Source organism: Methylobacterium sp. A49B, from assembly GCF_053346215.1.
In genome coordinates this window covers 52,030-68,198 of the sequence record NZ_JBKFBO010000043.1, presented here as the reverse complement: position 1 = coordinate 68,198, position 16,169 = coordinate 52,030, and the positions used below count along the sequence as shown (strand labels likewise).

The window sequence follows — 16,169 nt, the reverse complement described above, 5'->3', positions numbered from 1 at the left end:
CGTCAGCCCCCGCCCGCACCGGATTTTCTGAGTCGCCGATGGCCCTGATCACCGACACCAACCGCGCCCCCGCGATCGCGCCCCAGCCGAAGGGGATCATCGATCCCAACACCGGCCGCCCGATCGGCGCGGACGACCCGACCTTCCTGTCGATCAGCGACGAGCTGGCCGACCGGGGCTTCCTGCTCACCACCACGGACGAGCTGATCAACTGGGCCCGCACCGGCTCGCTGATGTGGATGACCTTCGGCCTCGCCTGCTGCGCGGTCGAGATGATGCAGATGTCGATGCCGCGCTACGATTGCGAGCGATTCGGCTTCGCCCCCCGCGGCTCGCCCCGCCAGTCCGACGTGATGATCGTCGCCGGCACGCTGACCAACAAGATGGCCCCGGCGCTCCGCAAGGTCTACGACCAGATGCCGGAGCCACGCTACGTCATCTCCATGGGCTCCTGCGCCAACGGCGGCGGCTACTACCACTATTCCTACTCGGTGGTGCGCGGCTGCGACCGGGTGGTGCCGGTGGACATCTACGTGCCCGGCTGCCCGCCGACCGCCGAGGCGCTGCTCTACGGCGTGCTCCTTCTCCAGAAGAAGATCCGCCGCACCGGCACGATCGAGCGCTGAGGGGCGGCCATGACGAACGGCATCTCGATCCTGCCCCACACCCAGCCGGCCTACGGCGCGGACGCCGTGGCCGCCCTGGCCGAGCGCGTGACCGGCGCGCTGGGACCGGCGGTGGTGTCCCACGCCATCGCGTTCGGCGAGCTGACGCTGGTGGTCCAGGCCTCCGACATCGTCTACGCGCTCACCTACCTGCGCGATGACCCGTCCTGCGCCTTCCGCAACTTCATCGACATTTGCGGGGTGGACTATCCGCAGCGCGAGAAGCGTTTCGACGTGGTCTATCACCTGCTGTCCCTGCGCCATAACCTGCGCATCCGCGTGAAGGTGCAGACCGACGAGGTGACCCCCGTCCCCTCGGTGATCGAGGTCTTCCCGGCGGCCAACTGGTACGAGCGCGAGACCTACGACCTCTACGGGATCCTGTTCTCGGGCCATCCCGACCTGCGCCGCCTGCTCACCGATTACGGCTTCGAGGGGCATCCCCTGCGCAAGGACTTCCCGCTCACCGGCTTCGTCGAGGTCCGCTACGATCAGGACCAGGCGCGCGTCGTGTACGAGCCGGTGAATCTCACCCAAGAATTCCGCAACTTCGACTTCCTCTCGCCTTGGGAGGGCACGGATTACGTGCTGCCGGGCGACGAGAAGAAGACGTCGGCCTGAGCCGCGGAGACCGTCGGTGACAGAACACAACATCCGCAACTTCGCGATCAACTTCGGCCCGCAGCACCCGGCGGCGCACGGCGTGCTGCGGCTCGTGCTGGAACTCGACGGCGAGGTGGTCGAGCGGGTCGATCCGCATATCGGGCTGCTCCATCGCGGCACCGAGAAGCTGATCGAGTACAAGACCTACCTGCAGGCGACGCCCTACTTCGACCGGCTCGACTACGTGTCGCCGATGAACCAGGAGCACGCCTTCTGTCTGGCGATCGAGAAGCTCGCCGGGATCGAGGTGCCGCGGCGCGCGCAGCTGATCCGCGTGCTGTTCTGCGAGATCGGCCGCCTGCTGTCGCACCTCCTCAACGTCACCACGCAGGCGATGGATGTCGGCGCCCTCACGCCCCCGCTCTGGGGCTTCGAGGAGCGCGAGAAGCTGATGATCTTCTACGAGCGGGCCTCCGGCGCCCGGCTCCACGCCAACTACTTCCGGCCCGGCGGCGTCCACCAGGACCTGCCGCCGAAGCTCATCGACGACATCGACGCGTTCTGCGACCCGTTCCTGCAGGTCGTCCAGGATCTCGACGACCTCGTCATGGCCAACCGCATCTTCAAGCAGCGCAACGTCGATATCGGCATCGTGTCGGTGGACGAGGCGATGGAGTGGGGTTTTTCGGGCGTGATGGTGCGCGGCTCCGGCATCCCGTGGGACCTGCGCAAGGCGCAGCCCTACGAGTGCTACGAGGAGATGGAGTTCGACGTTCCCGTCGGGAAGAACGGCGACACCTACGACCGCCAGGTGATCCGCATGGAAGAGATGCGCGAATCCGTGCGCATCATGAAGCAGTGCGTCGCCAAGCTGCGCGAGCCCGCCGGCCAGGGGCCGATCGCCTCGATCGACGGCAAGTTCGCGCCGCCGCCGCGCCGCGAGATGAAGCGCTCGATGGAGGCGCTCATCCACCACTTCAAGCTCTATACGGAAGGCTTCCACGTGCCCGAGGGCGAGGTCTACGCCGCCGTGGAGGCGCCGAAGGGCGAGTTCGGCGTGTATCTCGTGTCCGACGGGACCAACAAGCCGTATCGCTGCAAGATCCGCGCGCCGGGCTTCGCGCATCTGCAGGCGATGGACTGGATGTGCCGCGGGCACCTTCTCGCCGACGTGTCCTGCGTGCTCGGCACGCTCGACATCGTGTTCGGCGAAGTGGATCGGTAAGACAGACGCGATGGCCAACCGCAGACTCGCCCCCGCCTCCGAGCAGCCCGAGAGCTTCGCGTTCTCGCCCGAGAACGCCGAATGGGCGAAGACCCAGATCGCCAAGTACCCGGAAGGCCGTCAGGCCTCCGCGGTGATCTCGCTCCTGTGGAAGGCGCAGGAGCAGAACGGCGGCTGGCTGCCGCGGGCGGCGATCGAGGCCGTGGCGGCCGAACTCGGCATGCCGAACATCCGCGTGCTGGAGGTGGCCACCTTCTACACGATGTTCGCGCTGGAGCCGGTGGGGCGCTACTGGATCCAGGTCTGCGGCACGGTCCCGTGCGATTCCTGCGGCGCGCGCGGGCTGAAGGAGATGCTCCAGGAGCGGCTCGGGCCGCCCGGCCACGTCTCGGCGGACGGCACCTTCTCCTGGCTGGAGGTCGAGTGTCTGGGCGCCTGCTGCAACGCGCCGATGGTGCAAATCAACCAGGATTATTACGAGGACCTGACGCCCGAATCGCTCGGCATGCTGATGGACGACCTCGCGGCCGGCCGGCCCGTGAAGATCGGCTCTCAGACCGGGCGCGTCTCGTCGGAGCCGCAGGGCGCGGTGAACACCCTCACCGATCCGACCCTGTTCGACGGGTCCCGGGTCGGCGCGTGGCGCAAGCGCTTCGAGGAGGCGGGCAAGGCAGAGGATCCGGCCGCCAAGACCGGTGAGGCTGCCGCCGGCGCGCAACAGGCCGCAACGAACCCGAAGCCGGCGCGGCCCAATGCCGGCCGCCCGGTCGAGCGGACCGTGAGCGATGCACCGGCCCAGCGCGCCGCCAGCGGCGAGGAACCGGTCAAGCCCGAGGATCGCGCCGACGCGGCCGAGCGCGGCCGCTCCACCGCCAAGCATGGGTCGGCCCGGCAGGGCGACGCGGACGTGCTCGACTCGCCGGCCAAGCGCGTCGCCGAGGGCGAACCCGCCGCAGGCGAGCAGGGCCACCAGGACGTGCCGGACCGTGATGCCGTCCCGCAGCAGCCGGAGGCTTCCGGCGCGAGCGAGGGCGAGGTGGCGGCCGAGGCCGAGGAGGCCCGCGTCGCCGGCGCGCTCGCGGCCCTGCCGAAGGATGCAAGCCCCGAGCAAAAGGCCGACGCGGTCGGCAAGCGCCCCCCGGGGCTGGACGCGGCCCGGGCCGGGCAGCCGGACGATCTCACCCGGATCAAGGGCATCGGCCCCGGCAACAGCCAGCGCCTGAACGGGCTCGGCATCTACCATTTCGACCAGATCGCCGCGTGGTCCAGCGACGAGATCGCCTGGGTCGGCACCTACCTCGCGTTTCCAGGTCGCATCGACCGGGAGAACTGGGTCGGGCAGGCCAAGGCCCTGTCGGCGCCGGCTCAGTGAGGACCTGACATGCTGTCGGATCAGGATCGCATCTTCACCAATCTCTACGGCCTGCACTCGCCGGGCCTGGAGGCTGCCAAGAAGCGCGGCGCGTGGGACGGGACCAAGTTCCTCCTGGAGCAGGGCCGCGACTGGATCATCGAGGAGATGAAGGCCTCGGGCCTGCGCGGCCGCGGCGGCGCGGGCTTCCCCACCGGCCTCAAATGGTCGTTCATGCCCAAGAAGTCCGACGGGCGCCCGCACTACCTCGTGGTCAACGCCGACGAGTCGGAGCCGGGCACCTGCAAGGACCGGGAGATCATGCGGCACGACCCGCATCTCCTGATCGAGGGCTGCATGCTGGCCTGCTTCGCGATGAACGCGCATGCCTGCTACATCTACATCCGCGGCGAGTACGTCGCCGAGAAGCACGCCCTCCAGAAGGCCGTGGACGAGGCCTACGCGGCCCGCCTCGTCGGCCAGTCGAACGTCCACGACTACCCGTTCGACATCTACGTCCACCACGGCGCAGGCGCCTATATCTGCGGCGAGGAGACGGCGCTCATCGAGAGCCTCGAGGGCAAGAAGGGCATGCCGCGGCTGAAGCCGCCGTTCCCGGCCAATATGGGCCTCTACGGCTGCCCCACGACCGTGAACAACGTCGAGTCCATCGCGGTCGCCGGCACGATCCTGCGCCGGGGCGGCGCGTGGTTCGCGGGGCTCGGCGGCAAGAACAACACCGGCACGAAGCTCTTCTGCGTCTCGGGGCACGTCAACAAGCCGTGCAACGTCGAGGAGGAGCTGGGCATCACCTTCCGCGAGCTCATCGACCGCCATTGCGGCGGCATGCGCGGCGGCTGGGACAACCTGCTGTGCTCGATCCCGGGCGGCTCCTCGGTGCCGCTGGTGCCGGCCGAGCAGATCGTCGACGCCAAGATGGATTTCGACACCCTGCGCAACCTGGGCTCCGGCCTCGGCACCGCGGCGGTGATCGTGCTCGACAAGTCCACCGACATCGTCGCGGCGATCACCCGGATCTCGTACTTCTACAAGCACGAATCCTGCGGCCAGTGCACGCCCTGCCGCGAGGGCACCGGCTGGATGTGGCGGGTCATGCAGCGCATGACCGAGGGCCGCGCGCAGAAGCGCGAGATCGACATGCTGTTCGAGGTGACCAAGCAGATCGAGGGTCACACGATCTGCGCGCTGGGCGACGCCGCGGCCTGGCCGATCCAGGGCCTGATCCGGCACTTCCGCCCGGAGATCGAGAAGCGCATCGACCGCTACACGGCCAACCCGCACAGCGAGCCTGTGCCGATGGCCGCGGAGTAGGAGCACGATGCCGGTGTCCAACCCACAGCCTCATCCTGAGGTGCCCGCGACAGCGGGCCTCGAAGGAGGCCTCCGGGCAGCGCGAGGCGGGCTGGACATCTCCTTCGAGGCTCGGCCGCGCCGCGCACCTCGGGATGAGGGCGTGGGTGGAAGCCGGCCTCGCGCGTTTGGGCCAGTTTACGAGACGATCCGATGACAAAAATCCTCGTCGACGGCACCGAGGTCGACGTCCCCGCCGATTACACGCTGCTCCAAGCCTGCGAGGCCGCGGGGGCCGAGATCCCACGCTTCTGCTTCCACGAGCGCCTGTCGATCGCCGGCAATTGCCGCATGTGCCTCGTCGAGCTGAAGGGCGCGCCGAAGCCGGTGGCCTCCTGCGCCTACGCGGTGAAGGATTGCCGCCCCGGCCCGAACGGCGAGCCGCCGGAGGTGCTGACGCGCTCGCAGGGCACCAAGAAGGCCCGCGAGGGGGTGATGGAGTTCCTCCTCATCAACCACCCCCTGGACTGCCCGATCTGCGACCAGGGCGGCCATTGCGACCTGCAGGACCAGGCCATGGCCTACGGGGTCGATTCGACCCGCTACACCGAGAACAAGCGCGCGGTCGAGGAGAAGCATATCGGCCCGCTGGTGCGGACCGCGATGAACCGCTGCATCCACTGCACCCGCTGCGTGCGCTTCCTCGCCGAGGTGGCGGGCGTGCCCGACCTCGGCGCCATCGGCCGCGGCGAGGACATGGAGATCACCAGCTACCTCGAGCAGTCGATGGCCTCGGAGCTCCAGGGCAACGTCGCCGACCTCTGCCCGGTGGGCGCCCTCGTGCACCGGCCGCAGAGCTACAACATCCGCCCCTGGGAGCTGAACAAGACCGAGTCGGTCGACGTGATGGACGCGGTCGGCTCGTCGATCCGCATCGACACCCGCGGCCGCGAGGTCATGCAGATCGAGCCGCGGATCAGCGAGGAGATCAACGAGGAGTGGATCTCCGACAAGACCCGCTACCACATCGACGGGCTGCGGATGCAGCGCCTCGACCGGCCCTACCTGCGCGAGAACGGCCGGCTGCGGCCCGCCTCTTGGGGTGAGGCGTTCCAGGCCATCGCCGCCCGGGTGAAGGGCGCGGACCCGAAGCGCATCGGCGCCGTGGTCGGCGACCTTTCGGGCGTCGAGGAGATCTTCGCGCTGCGCGAGCTGATCAGGAGCCTCGGCTCGCCCAACCTCGATTGTCGCCAGACCGATGCCGGCCTCGACCCGGCGCTCGGCCGCGCGTCGTACATCTTCAACCCGACCATCCCGGGCATCGAGGCGGCGGACGCGATCCTGATCGTCGGCGCCAACCCGCGCACCGAGGCCTCGCTGCTGAACGTGCGCATCCGCAAGCGCTGGCGCATGGCGCCGCTGGCGGTGGGCGTGATCGGCGAGCCGGTCGACCTGACCTATCCGAGCCACTACATCGGCGCCGGCCCGGATTCGCTGGCCGCCCTGGCGCGCGGCGAGCACAGCTTCCTCGAGATCCTCAAGGAGGCGAAGGCGCCGCTCGTCATCGTCGGCGCCAACGCCGAGCCCGGCATCCTGGCCGCGGCGGCCACGCTCGCCAAGGAGATCGGCGCGGTCTCGGCCGAGGGGAACGGTTTCGGCGTGCTGCACACGGCCGCGGCCCGGGTCGGCGCCCTCGATCTCGGCTTCGTGCCGGGGGAGGGCGGCCTGACCTTCGCGCAGATGCTGGAGCCGGGCGCGCTCGACGTCCTGTTCAACCTCGGCGCCGACGAGCGCGACGTCGCCCCGGGCGCCTTCGTGGTCTACCAGGGCAGCCACGGCGACCGCGGCGCCTCCCGCGCCGACGTGATCCTGCCTGGCGCCGCCTACAGCGAGAAGTCGGCGACCTGGGTGAACACGGAAGGGCGCGTCCAGATGGGCAACCGCGCCGCCTTCCCGCCGGGCGACGCCCGCGAGGACTGGGCGATCCTGCGCGCGCTCTCGGACGTGCTGGGCAAGCGCCTGCCCTTCGATTCGCTCACCGCGCTCCGCCGGGCGCTCTACGCCGACCACCCGCATCTCGCGGCGGTCGGGGCCGTGGAGCCCGGGAACGTCGCGGAGGCGGTGGAGAAGCTCGCCGCCCTCGGCGACGCCACGGGCGGCCCCGCCTTCGCGTCGCCGGTGACCGATTTCTACCTCACCAACCCGATCGCCCGCGCCTCGCGGATCCTCGCAGAGTGCTCGCGCATCGCCCGGGAGCGCGCCGCCGAGGCGCGGCCCCTGGCGGCGGCCGAGTAGGAGCCAAGACCGATGACGCCGCTCGAAATGCTCGGGACCGTGCTCCTGATCGCGCTGAAGAGCTTCGTGCTCCTCGCCGCGCTCCTCGTGTTCATCGCCTACGCGCTGCTCGCCGACCGCAAGATCTGGGCGGCGGTGCAGCTCCGCCGCGGCCCCAACGTGGTCGGGCCGTTCGGGCTGTTCCAGTCCTTCGCCGACCTGCTGAAGTTCGTGCTGAAGGAGCCGGTGATCCCGGCGGGCGCCAACAAGGCGATCTACCTGCTGGCGCCGCTGGTCTTCGCGATGCTGGCCCTGTCGAGCTGGGCGGTGATCCCGCTGGCCGACGGCTGGGCGATCGCCGACCTCAACGTCGGCATCACCTACATCTTCGCGATCTCGTCGCTCGGCGTGTACGGCGTCATCATGGGCGGCTGGGCCTCGAACTCGAAATACGCGTTCCTCGGCGCCCTCCGCTCGGCGGCGCAGATGATCTCCTACGAGGTCTCGCTCGGCTTCGTGATCATCTGCGTGCTGCTCTGCGCCGGCTCGCTCAACCTCTCGCGCATCGTGATGGCGCAGGACACCAGCCTCGGGATCTTCGGCTGGTACTGGCTGTGGCTGTTCCCGATGTTCGTGGTGTTCTTCGTCTCGGCGCTGGCGGAGACCAACCGCCCGCCCTTCGACCTGCCGGAGGCCGAATCGGAGCTCGTGGCCGGCTACATGGTCGAGTACTCCTCGACGCCGTACCTGCTGTTCATGCTCGGCGAGTACGTCGCCATCATGAGCATGTGCGCGCTCGGCACGGTCCTGTTCATGGGCGGCTGGCTCTCGCCGATCCCGTTCGCGCCGTTCACCTGGGTGCCCGGCGTGATCTGGTTCGTTCTCAAGGCGAGCTTCCTGTTCTTCTTGTTCGCGATGGTGAAGTCCATCGTACCCCGCTACCGCTACGATCAGCTCATGCGCCTCGGCTGGAAGGTCTTCCTGCCGATCTCCCTGATCTCGGTCGTCGTCGTCGCCTTCGTGCTCAAGCTGACCGGCCTCGCGCCGGGCGCCTGAGCCCACCCTTCGCATCGGAGATCCGGGCATGAAGCTCGATCAGGTCGCCAAGAGCCTTCTCCTGAAGGAATTCGTGTCCGGGATGATCCTCGGCATGCGCTACTTCTTCAAGCCGAAGGCCACGATCAACTACCCCTTCGAGATGGGCCATCGCGGTCCGCGCTTCCGGGGCGAGCACGCGCTGCGCCGCTATCCCAACGGCGAGGAGCGCTGCATCGCCTGCAAGCTCTGCGAGGCGATCTGCCCGGCCCAGGCGATCACCATCGAGGCGGGTCCCCGCCGCAACGACGGCACCCGCCGCACCACGCGCTACGACATCGACATGGTGAAGTGCATCTACTGCGGCATGTGCCAGGAGGCCTGCCCGGTGGACGCCATCGTGGAAGGTCCGAATTTCGAATTCTCGGTCGAGACCCGGGAGGAGCTGCTCTACGACAAGCAGAAGCTCCTGCTGAACGGCGACCGCTGGGAGCGCGAGATCGCGCGCAACATCGCGATGGACGCGCCCTACCGCTAACGCATCATCCCGAAGGGTGGAATTCCGGCTTTCGGGAGAAGATGACGCAAATTCAAGGCTCTAGAGCGTCGGGCCGGTTCCGGTTTCCGGCGCGATGCTCTAGAGCCATGCCGGGGGCGCTGTTGTGCCCCCGCCGACCGGGTTCTATAGACGGCCCGCCCGCTGCGGACCGTCTTCACGCACGGCAGAAGGGGCCGCTTCGGCGGCCGATCCCGACCAGCGCATGACCGCAGCAGCCGCCTTCTTCTATCTGTTCGCGAGCATCACGGTCGCGTCGGGCTTCATGGTGATCGCCTCGCGCAATCCCGTCGCCTCGGTGCTGTTCCTGATCCTCGCCTTCGTGAACGCCGCCGGATTGTTCGTCCTGATGGGCGCCGAATTCCTCGCGATGATCCTCGTGGTCGTCTACGTGGGCGCAGTCGCGGTGCTGTTCCTGTTCGTGGTGATGATGCTCGACGTGGACTTCGCCGAACTGCGCCAGGGCTTCCAGCAGTATCTCCCGATCGGCGCCCTCATCGGCGCGATCTTCCTGGTCGAGATCCTGCTGGTGGTCGGCTCCTGGAGCATCGATCCGGGCCTCGTCCAAGCCCCGCTCGGCAATGTCGCCTCGGCGGAGAACCTCACCAACGCTCAGGCGCTGGGCCGCGTGATCTACACGGACTACGCGTACTTCTTCCAGCTCGCCGGCCTGATCCTGCTGGTCGCCATGATCGGCGCGATCGTGCTGACGCTGCGCGACCGGCCGGGCGTCAAGCGCCAGAACATCGCGGTCCAGAACGCCCGCACCCAGGCCATGGCGGTGGAGACCCGCAAGGTCCCGTCGCGCCAGGGTGTCGAGGTCTGATGCGCGGTCGGATGAAAGCCCGAGGAGTCGAACGATGATCGGCCTGAGCCACTACCTCACCGTCGCAGCGATCCTGTTCACGCTCGGCGTGCTCGGCATCTTCATCAACCGCAAGAACATCATCGTCATCCTGATGTCGGTCGAGCTGATCCTGCTCTCGGTCAACATCAACCTCGTCGCCTTCTCGACGCAGCTGAACGACATTACCGGACAGGTCTTCGCCCTGTTCGTGCTGACCGTCGCGGCCGCCGAATCGGCGATCGGCCTCGCCATCCTGGTGGTGTTCTTCCGCAACCGCGGCTCCATCGCGGTCGAGGACGTGAGCATGATGAAGGGCTAGGGCCTCCTTCCCCGCCGCCCCGATTCACATCCGGACGCCGCCGCTTCGCGGCCGGCCCGGAGGACGGACTGCAAGAGAGCGATGTATCACGCGATCGTCTTCTTCCCGCTCATCGGCTTCCTGATCGCCGGCCTGTTCGGCCGGTACATCGGGGCGCGGGCCTGCGAGTACATCACCACGGCGTTCCTCGCCTTCACGGCGCTGATCGCCTGGGGCGTGTTCATCGACGGCGGCCACGCCGAGCGGGTGCAGGTGGCGTCCTGGTTCTCGGCCGGCGACCTCCAGGTCGACTGGGCCTTCAAGGTCGACACCCTGACCCGGGTGATGCTGGTGGTGGTGACTACGGTCTCGACCCTCGTGCACCTCTACTCCGTGGGCTACATGGAGGAGGATCCGCACCGGCCGCGCTTCTTCGCCTACCTGTCGCTGTTCACCTTCGCCATGCTGATGCTGGTGACGGCCGACAACCTCGTGCAGATGTTCTTTGGCTGGGAGGGCGTGGGCCTCGCCTCCTACTTGCTGATCGGCTTCTGGTACGAGAAGCCCTCGGCCAACGCCGCCGCCATGAAGGCCTTCATCGTCAACCGCGTCGGCGATTTCGGCTTCTCGCTCGGCATCTTCCTGACCTTCGTGCTCACCGGCTCGGTGGCGTTCGACGCGATCTTCGGCAAGGTCGACGCGATCAAGACGCTGACCTTCCACTTCCTCGGCTACGACTGGAACGCCCTGACGCTCGCCTGCCTGCTGCTGTTCATGGGCGCGATGGGCAAGTCGGCGCAGTTCCTGCTGCACACGTGGCTGCCGGACGCCATGGAGGGCCCGACCCCGGTCTCGGCGCTGATCCACGCCGCCACCATGGTGACCGCCGGCGTGTTCATGGTCGCGCGCCTGTCGCCGCTGTTCGAGGAGGCGCCGAACGCGCTGGTCGTCGTAACGGTGATCGGCGGCATCACGGCGTTCTTCGCGGCCACGATCGGCCTCGTGCAGAACGACATCAAGCGGGTGATCGCCTACTCGACCTGCTCGCAGCTCGGCTACATGTTCGTGGCGCTCGGCGTCGGGGCCTACTCGGCCGGCGTGTTCCACCTGTTCACCCACGCCTTCTTCAAGGCGCTGCTGTTCCTCGGGGCCGGCTCGGTCATCCACGCGATGCACCACGAGCAGGATATGCGGAACATGGGCGGCCTGCGCCGCTACATCCCCTACACCAGCGCCATGATGGCGATCGGCTCCCTTGCGCTGATCGGCTTTCCCTACACGGCCGGCTACTACTCGAAGGACGCGATCATCGAGGCGGCCTACGCCTCGACCCGTCCTGGGCACACGCTCGCGTTCCTGTGCGTCGTGGTGGCGGCGTTCTTCACCTCGTTCTACTCCTGGCGCCTGTTCTTCATGACCTTCGAGGGTCCTGAGCGCTGGGGCGCCCATGCCGCCCACGACCATCATGCGGCCCCCGCGGTCGCGCATTCCACCATGGCGCACGAGGCCGACGGCCCGCCCGGCCACACCGAGGGCGTCGCCCACGACGACAAGGGCCACGATATCGAGCCGGCCCACATGAGCGATGTCGTCCCCGACGACCATCACGGGCACGGCCACCATGGCGACCACACGCCCCACGAGAGCCCGCTCGTGATGACGATCCCGCTGGCGATCCTCGCCTTCGGCGCCCTGTTCGCCGGAATCATCTTCCACAACCGCTTCATCGGCGAGGGGATGGACGCGTTCTGGGGCCACGCCCTGGCGCACGGTCCGAACAACCACATCATGCACGAGATCCACGAGGTCCCGGCGCTGGTGTCCTATTCGCCGCTGATCATGCTGATCCTCGGCTTCGTGCTGGCCTACTGGATGTATATCAGCCGCCCGGAGCTGCCGGGCGAGCTCGCCGCGCAGCAGCCGTCGCTGTACCGGTTCCTGCTCAACAAGTGGTACTTCGACGAGATCTACGACCGGATCTTCGTTCGCCCGGCCAAGGATTTCGGCCTGTTCCTGTGGAAGCAGGGCGACGGCCGGATCATCGACGGGCTCGGGCCGAACGGCATCGCGGCCCGCGTCGTGGACGTCACCCGCGGGGTGGTCCGCCTCCAGACCGGCTACCTCTACCACTACGCCTTCGTGATGCTCATCGGCGTCGCCGGCCTGATCAGCTGGTACCTGATGTCCGGCCTGCCCAAGGGTGCTCACTGATGTTCGGCCTCGGCATCCTCTCCGGCCTGCTGATCGTGCCGCTCTGCGGCGCGGCCTTCATCCTGACGCTGAACGGCGACGAGGAATCGGTCGCGCGCAACAGCCGCTGGACCGCGCTCGCCACCACGGTCGTCACCTTCCTGCTCTCCCTGGTGGCCTGGAACCGCTACGACGCCGCCTCGTCGAGCTTCCAGCTGGTCGAGAGCCATGCCTGGCTGACCGAGACGATCCGGTTCAAGCTCGGCGTCGACGGCTTCTCGATGCCGCTGATCCTGCTGACCACCTTCCTGATGCCGTTCTGCATCGGTGCCTCGTGGCACTCGATCCACTTCCGCGTGAAGGAGTACTTCGTCGCCTTCCTCGTCCTCGAGACGACGATGATCGGCGTGTTCGCCTCCCTCGACCTGCTGCTGTTCTACCTGTTCTTCGAGGCCGGCCTGATCCCGATGTTCCTGATCATCGGCATCTGGGGCGGACAGCGCCGGATCTACGCGAGCTTCAAGTTTTTCCTCTACACCCTGCTCGGCTCGGTGCTGATGCTGCTCGCCGTGATGGCGATGTACTGGCAGGCCGGCACGACCGACATCCCGACCCTGCTGCAGTACCGCTTCCCGGTGCAGATGCAGACCTGGCTGTGGCTCGCCTTCTTCGCCTCCTTCGCGGTGAAGATGCCGATGTGGCCGGTCCACACCTGGCTGCCCGACGCCCACGTCGAGGCCCCGACGGCCGGCTCGGTGATCCTGGCGGGCATCCTCCTGAAGATGGGCGGCTACGGCTTCATCCGGATTTCGCTGCCGATGCTGCCGGTGGCGAGCCAGGACTTCGCGCCCTTCGTGTTCGCCCTGTCGGTGATCGCCATCATCTTCACCTCGCTCACCGCGATGATGCAGACCGACATCAAGAAGCTGATCGCCTACTCGTCGGTGGCGCATATGGGCTTCGTGACGCTCGGCCTGTTCACCCTGAACGAGCAGGGCATCCAGGGCGCGCTGTTCCTGATGATCTCCCACGGCATCGTGTCGGGCGCGCTCTTCCTCTGCGTCGGCGTCGTCTACGACCGGATGCACACCCGCGAGATCTCGGCCTACGGTGGCCTCGTGAAGCGGATGCCGCTCTACGCGGTCGCCATGATGGTGTTCACCATGGCCAATGTCGGCCTGCCCGGCACCTCGGGCTTCGTCGGCGAGTTCCTGGCGATGCTCGGCGCCTTCAAGGCGAACCCGAACGTCGCGTTCTTCTCGACCTTCGGCATCATCCTGTCGGCGGGCTACGCCCTGTGGCTCTACGCAAGGGTCGTTTACGGGAAGCTGGAGAAGCCGAACCTCCAGGGCATCCTTGACCTCGACACCCGCGAGAAGATCATCCTGGCGCCGCTGGTCGCGCTGACGATCTATTACGGCGTGCATCCGGCCCCCGTGCTCGACGTGTTCGCGCCCTCGACCGACGCGCTGATGGCGAGCATCAAGACCGCCCTCTCGAACACCCAGACGGCCGCCGCGGCGCTGCCGGTCCCGCGCTGAGGCGGACACCATGACAACCGTCCACTCCGTCCTGCCCTCGCTGGCGCCGCTCCTGCCCGAGCTGATCCTCGGCATCGGCGTCATGGTGCTGATCCTCTACGGCGCGTGGCGCGGGGATCGCTCGGCCGAGTCCGTCAGCATCGGCGCCCTAGTCCTGCTCCTCGTCGCCCTGTCGGTGGTGATCTCCCAGCCGGTGAACGGACGGGTCACGACCCTGTCGGGCGCGTTCGTGTCGGACAGCTTCGCCAAGGTGATGAAGTCGCTGGTGCTGCTCGGCTCCTCGGCGACGATCCTGCTGGCGCACGATTTCTTCAAGCGCGAGCGGATCGACCGGTTCGAGTTCCCCGTGTTGATCGTGCTCTGCACCATCGGCATGATGGTGATGGTCTCGGCCAACGACCTGATCGCGCTCTATCTCGGTCTGGAGTTGCAGTCGCTCGCCGCCTACGTGATCGCGGCGTTCCACCGAGACGACGTGAAGTCCACCGAGGCCGGCCTCAAGTACTTCGTGCTCGGCGCGCTGTCGTCCGGCATGCTGCTCTACGGCGCCTCGCTGGTCTACGGCTTCACCGGCACGGTCTCGTTCCCCGGCATCGTCTCGGCGCTCAACGAGAATGCCGGCTTCGGCATCGTGCTGGGCATCGTGTTCCTGGCGGCCGGCGTCTGCTTCAAGCTCGCGGCCGTGCCGTTCCACATGTGGACGCCCGACGTCTACGAGGGCTCGCCGACCCCGGTGACGGCCTTCTTCGCCTCGGCGCCCAAGATGGCCGCGGTGGCGATGACCGTGCGGGTCTTCATCGGCGCGATGCCGGACGTGACGGCGATCTGGCAGCAGATCTTCATCTTCGTCTCGGTGGCGTCGATGGCGCTGGGCTCCTTCGCGGCCATCGGCCAGACGTCGATCAAGCGCCTGATGGCCTACTCGTCCATCGCCAATATCGGCTACGCGCTGATCGGCCTGGCGTCCGGCTCGGAGGAGGGGATCAGCGGGCTCGTCACCTACATGATCATCTACCTCGCGATGACGCTCGGCACCTTCGCGATCATTCTGTCGCTGCGGCGCCGGGACGTGATGTTCGAGAAGATCGAGGACCTGTCGGGCCTGTCGCGCACCCATCCGTGGCTCGCCTTCTGCCTTGCGGCGATGATGTTCTCGCTGGCTGGCATCCCGCCGCTCGCCGGGTTCTTCGCGAAGTTCTACGTCTTCGCCGCCGCCATCAAGGCAGGCCTCGTGACGCTGGCGGTGATCGGCGTGGTGACCAGCGTGGTCGGCGCCTACTACTATCTGCGTGTCGTGCGGATCATGTACTTCGACGAGCCGAAGGAGCCGTACGAGGCGATGGCCCCGGGCCTGCGCGTCGTGCTCGCTTTGTCGAGCGTCGTAGTGGTCCTGTTCTTCCTCCTGCCCGGGCCGCTGGTCGGCGCCGCCGGCCGGGCCGCCAAGTCGCTGTTCTAGGACGGCCTTGCCCTACCGACTCGGGCCCGAGGCGCGCAGCCAGGGCCACCGCCTGCACGTCCATGACACCCTCGGCTCCACCAACACGGAGGCGATGGCGCAGGCGCGCGCGGGCGAGACCGGACCGCTCTGGGTGGTGACGCACCGGCAGGAGGCGGGCCGCGGGCGGCGCGGCAACAGCTGGACGGCCCTTCCGGGAAACCTCGCTGCAAGCGTGCTCTGGCCGGTCGCCGGGGTGGCGTCGGATCACCTTGCCGAACTGGGCTTCGTGGCTGGGCTGGCGCTGATCGAGGCGCTGCAGGCGGCCTGCGGCACCCTGCCGGATACCGGATCCGGGGCGGACGCCCGATCTCTCCGGCTCAAATGGCCGAACGACGTGCTGCTCGGCGGCGCCAAGCTCGCGGGCTTGCTTCTGGAGGCCGAGACGCTGCCGGGCGGCCGGCGTGCCGTAGTCGTCGGCTTCGGCGTCAACGTCGCGGCGGCTCCGGACGGGCTTCCCGCCACAAGCTTGGCGGCGGCGGGTTACGCCGTCGACGCTGAGGCGCTACTGGAACACCTCTCGGATCGGATGGCCGCGCGGGCGCGCGCCTGGGACCGGGGACGGAATTTCGCTGCCCTGCGCGCCGATTGGCTGGCGCGGGCCGCCGGTCTCGGATCCGAGATCGCGGTGCGCAGCGGCGGACATACCCTCACGGGCGTGTTCGAGACGATCGACGAGGGGGGGCGGCTCGTGATCCTCGCCCCCGATGGGAACCGGCATACCGTGACGGCGGGCGAGGTGCATTTCGGATCGGCCGCGACGGCGGCCTGAGTTTGG

Annotated in this window: 14 protein-coding genes; all 14 read left to right on the top strand. The window is 68.0% G+C overall.

Features of this window, described 5'->3' with window-relative positions; translation table 11 throughout:
- Nucleotides 1–38 precede the first annotated feature (38 nt).
- The 14 genes from ACLBX9_RS03535 (at nucleotide 39) to ACLBX9_RS03470 (ending at nucleotide 16,163) form a co-directional block, all read left to right on the top strand.
- Nucleotides 39–626, top strand: coding sequence for a NuoB/complex I 20 kDa subunit family protein (locus ACLBX9_RS03535; RefSeq protein ID WP_010686017.1), 588 nt, complete (start codon nucleotides 39–41; stop codon nucleotides 624–626).
- Between the two features lie 9 nt (nucleotides 627–635).
- Entirely contained in the window at nucleotides 636–1,286 is a 651-nt protein-coding gene (locus tag ACLBX9_RS03530) for an NADH-quinone oxidoreductase subunit C (protein ID WP_447717928.1), read from the top strand.
- A gap of 16 nt (nucleotides 1,287–1,302) precedes the next feature.
- Nucleotides 1,303–2,493, top strand: a complete 1,191-nt coding sequence (locus ACLBX9_RS03525; RefSeq protein WP_447717927.1) for an NADH-quinone oxidoreductase subunit D — start codon at nucleotides 1,303–1,305, stop codon at nucleotides 2,491–2,493.
- Between the two features lie 10 nt (nucleotides 2,494–2,503).
- Nucleotides 2,504–3,865, top strand: a complete 1,362-nt coding sequence (gene nuoE, locus ACLBX9_RS03520; protein ID WP_447717926.1) for an NADH-quinone oxidoreductase subunit NuoE — start codon at nucleotides 2,504–2,506, stop codon at nucleotides 3,863–3,865.
- 9 nt (nucleotides 3,866–3,874) lie between these two features.
- Nucleotides 3,875–5,176, top strand: a complete 1,302-nt coding sequence (nuoF, locus tag ACLBX9_RS03515; protein ID WP_012319032.1) for an NADH-quinone oxidoreductase subunit NuoF — start codon at nucleotides 3,875–3,877, stop codon at nucleotides 5,174–5,176.
- 192 nt (nucleotides 5,177–5,368) lie between these two features.
- Nucleotides 5,369–7,450, top strand: a complete 2,082-nt coding sequence (nuoG, locus tag ACLBX9_RS03510) for an NADH-quinone oxidoreductase subunit NuoG (protein ID WP_447717925.1) — start codon at nucleotides 5,369–5,371, stop codon at nucleotides 7,448–7,450.
- Nucleotides 7,451–7,462: 12 nt separating this feature from the next.
- The gene (gene nuoH / locus ACLBX9_RS03505) at nucleotides 7,463–8,485 is read left to right on the top strand and encodes an NADH-quinone oxidoreductase subunit NuoH (protein WP_010686011.1); all 1,023 of its coding nucleotides are present in this window, start codon (nucleotides 7,463–7,465) and stop codon (nucleotides 8,483–8,485) included.
- 28 nt (nucleotides 8,486–8,513) lie between these two features.
- Nucleotides 8,514–9,002 carry an NADH-quinone oxidoreductase subunit NuoI gene (gene nuoI / locus ACLBX9_RS03500; RefSeq protein ID WP_007560744.1) on the top strand — a complete coding sequence of 163 codons (489 nt, stop codon included), beginning with the start codon at nucleotides 8,514–8,516 and terminating at the stop codon, nucleotides 9,000–9,002.
- Nucleotides 9,003–9,225: 223 nt separating this feature from the next.
- On the top strand, nucleotides 9,226–9,846 hold the full coding sequence (locus tag ACLBX9_RS03495; RefSeq protein ID WP_020092241.1) for an NADH-quinone oxidoreductase subunit J: 621 nt from the start codon (nucleotides 9,226–9,228) through the stop codon (nucleotides 9,844–9,846).
- 34 nt (nucleotides 9,847–9,880) lie between these two features.
- Entirely contained in the window at nucleotides 9,881–10,186 is a 306-nt protein-coding gene (gene nuoK, locus ACLBX9_RS03490; RefSeq protein WP_010686008.1) for an NADH-quinone oxidoreductase subunit NuoK, read from the top strand.
- Between the two features lie 81 nt (nucleotides 10,187–10,267).
- Nucleotides 10,268–12,376: an NADH-quinone oxidoreductase subunit L gene (nuoL, locus tag ACLBX9_RS03485; RefSeq protein ID WP_447717924.1), complete on the top strand. Its 2,109-nt coding sequence runs from the start codon at nucleotides 10,268–10,270 to the stop codon at nucleotides 12,374–12,376.
- The gene (locus ACLBX9_RS03480) at nucleotides 12,376–13,896 is read left to right on the top strand and encodes an NADH-quinone oxidoreductase subunit M (protein ID WP_447717923.1); all 1,521 of its coding nucleotides are present in this window, start codon (nucleotides 12,376–12,378) and stop codon (nucleotides 13,894–13,896) included. The genes nuoL and ACLBX9_RS03480 overlap by 1 nt, the downstream gene beginning before the upstream one ends.
- Nucleotides 13,897–13,906: 10 nt before the next feature.
- The gene (gene nuoN / locus ACLBX9_RS03475) at nucleotides 13,907–15,352 is read left to right on the top strand and encodes an NADH-quinone oxidoreductase subunit NuoN (RefSeq protein WP_010686005.1); all 1,446 of its coding nucleotides are present in this window, start codon (nucleotides 13,907–13,909) and stop codon (nucleotides 15,350–15,352) included.
- Between the two features lie 7 nt (nucleotides 15,353–15,359).
- On the top strand, nucleotides 15,360–16,163 hold the full coding sequence (locus tag ACLBX9_RS03470) for a biotin--[acetyl-CoA-carboxylase] ligase (protein ID WP_010686004.1): 804 nt from the start codon (nucleotides 15,360–15,362) through the stop codon (nucleotides 16,161–16,163).
- The last annotated feature ends 6 nt before the right edge of the window (nucleotides 16,164–16,169 follow it).

What these genes read in the sequence shown, in the direction of transcription:
- nuoH (WP_010686011.1), top strand. Translation starts at nt 7,463, where the DNA reads ATGACGCCGCTCGAAATGCTCGGGACCGTGCTCCTGATCGCGCTGAAG.
- ACLBX9_RS03530 (WP_447717928.1), top strand. Translation starts at nt 636, where the DNA reads ATGACGAACGGCATCTCGATCCTGCCCCACACCCAGCCGGCCTACGGC.
- ACLBX9_RS03480 (WP_447717923.1), top strand. Translation starts at nt 12,376, where the DNA reads ATGTTCGGCCTCGGCATCCTCTCCGGCCTGCTGATCGTGCCGCTCTGC.
- nuoL (WP_447717924.1), top strand. Translation starts at nt 10,268, where the DNA reads ATGTATCACGCGATCGTCTTCTTCCCGCTCATCGGCTTCCTGATCGCC.
- nuoE (WP_447717926.1), top strand. Translation starts at nt 2,504, where the DNA reads ATGGCCAACCGCAGACTCGCCCCCGCCTCCGAGCAGCCCGAGAGCTTC.
- ACLBX9_RS03535 (WP_010686017.1), top strand. Translation starts at nt 39, where the DNA reads ATGGCCCTGATCACCGACACCAACCGCGCCCCCGCGATCGCGCCCCAG.
- nuoN (WP_010686005.1), top strand. Translation starts at nt 13,907, where the DNA reads ATGACAACCGTCCACTCCGTCCTGCCCTCGCTGGCGCCGCTCCTGCCC.
- nuoF (WP_012319032.1), top strand. Translation starts at nt 3,875, where the DNA reads ATGCTGTCGGATCAGGATCGCATCTTCACCAATCTCTACGGCCTGCAC.
- ACLBX9_RS03495 (WP_020092241.1), top strand. Translation starts at nt 9,226, where the DNA reads ATGACCGCAGCAGCCGCCTTCTTCTATCTGTTCGCGAGCATCACGGTC.
- nuoI (WP_007560744.1), top strand. Translation starts at nt 8,514, where the DNA reads ATGAAGCTCGATCAGGTCGCCAAGAGCCTTCTCCTGAAGGAATTCGTG.
- nuoG (WP_447717925.1), top strand. Translation starts at nt 5,369, where the DNA reads ATGACAAAAATCCTCGTCGACGGCACCGAGGTCGACGTCCCCGCCGAT.
- nuoK (WP_010686008.1), top strand. Translation starts at nt 9,881, where the DNA reads ATGATCGGCCTGAGCCACTACCTCACCGTCGCAGCGATCCTGTTCACG.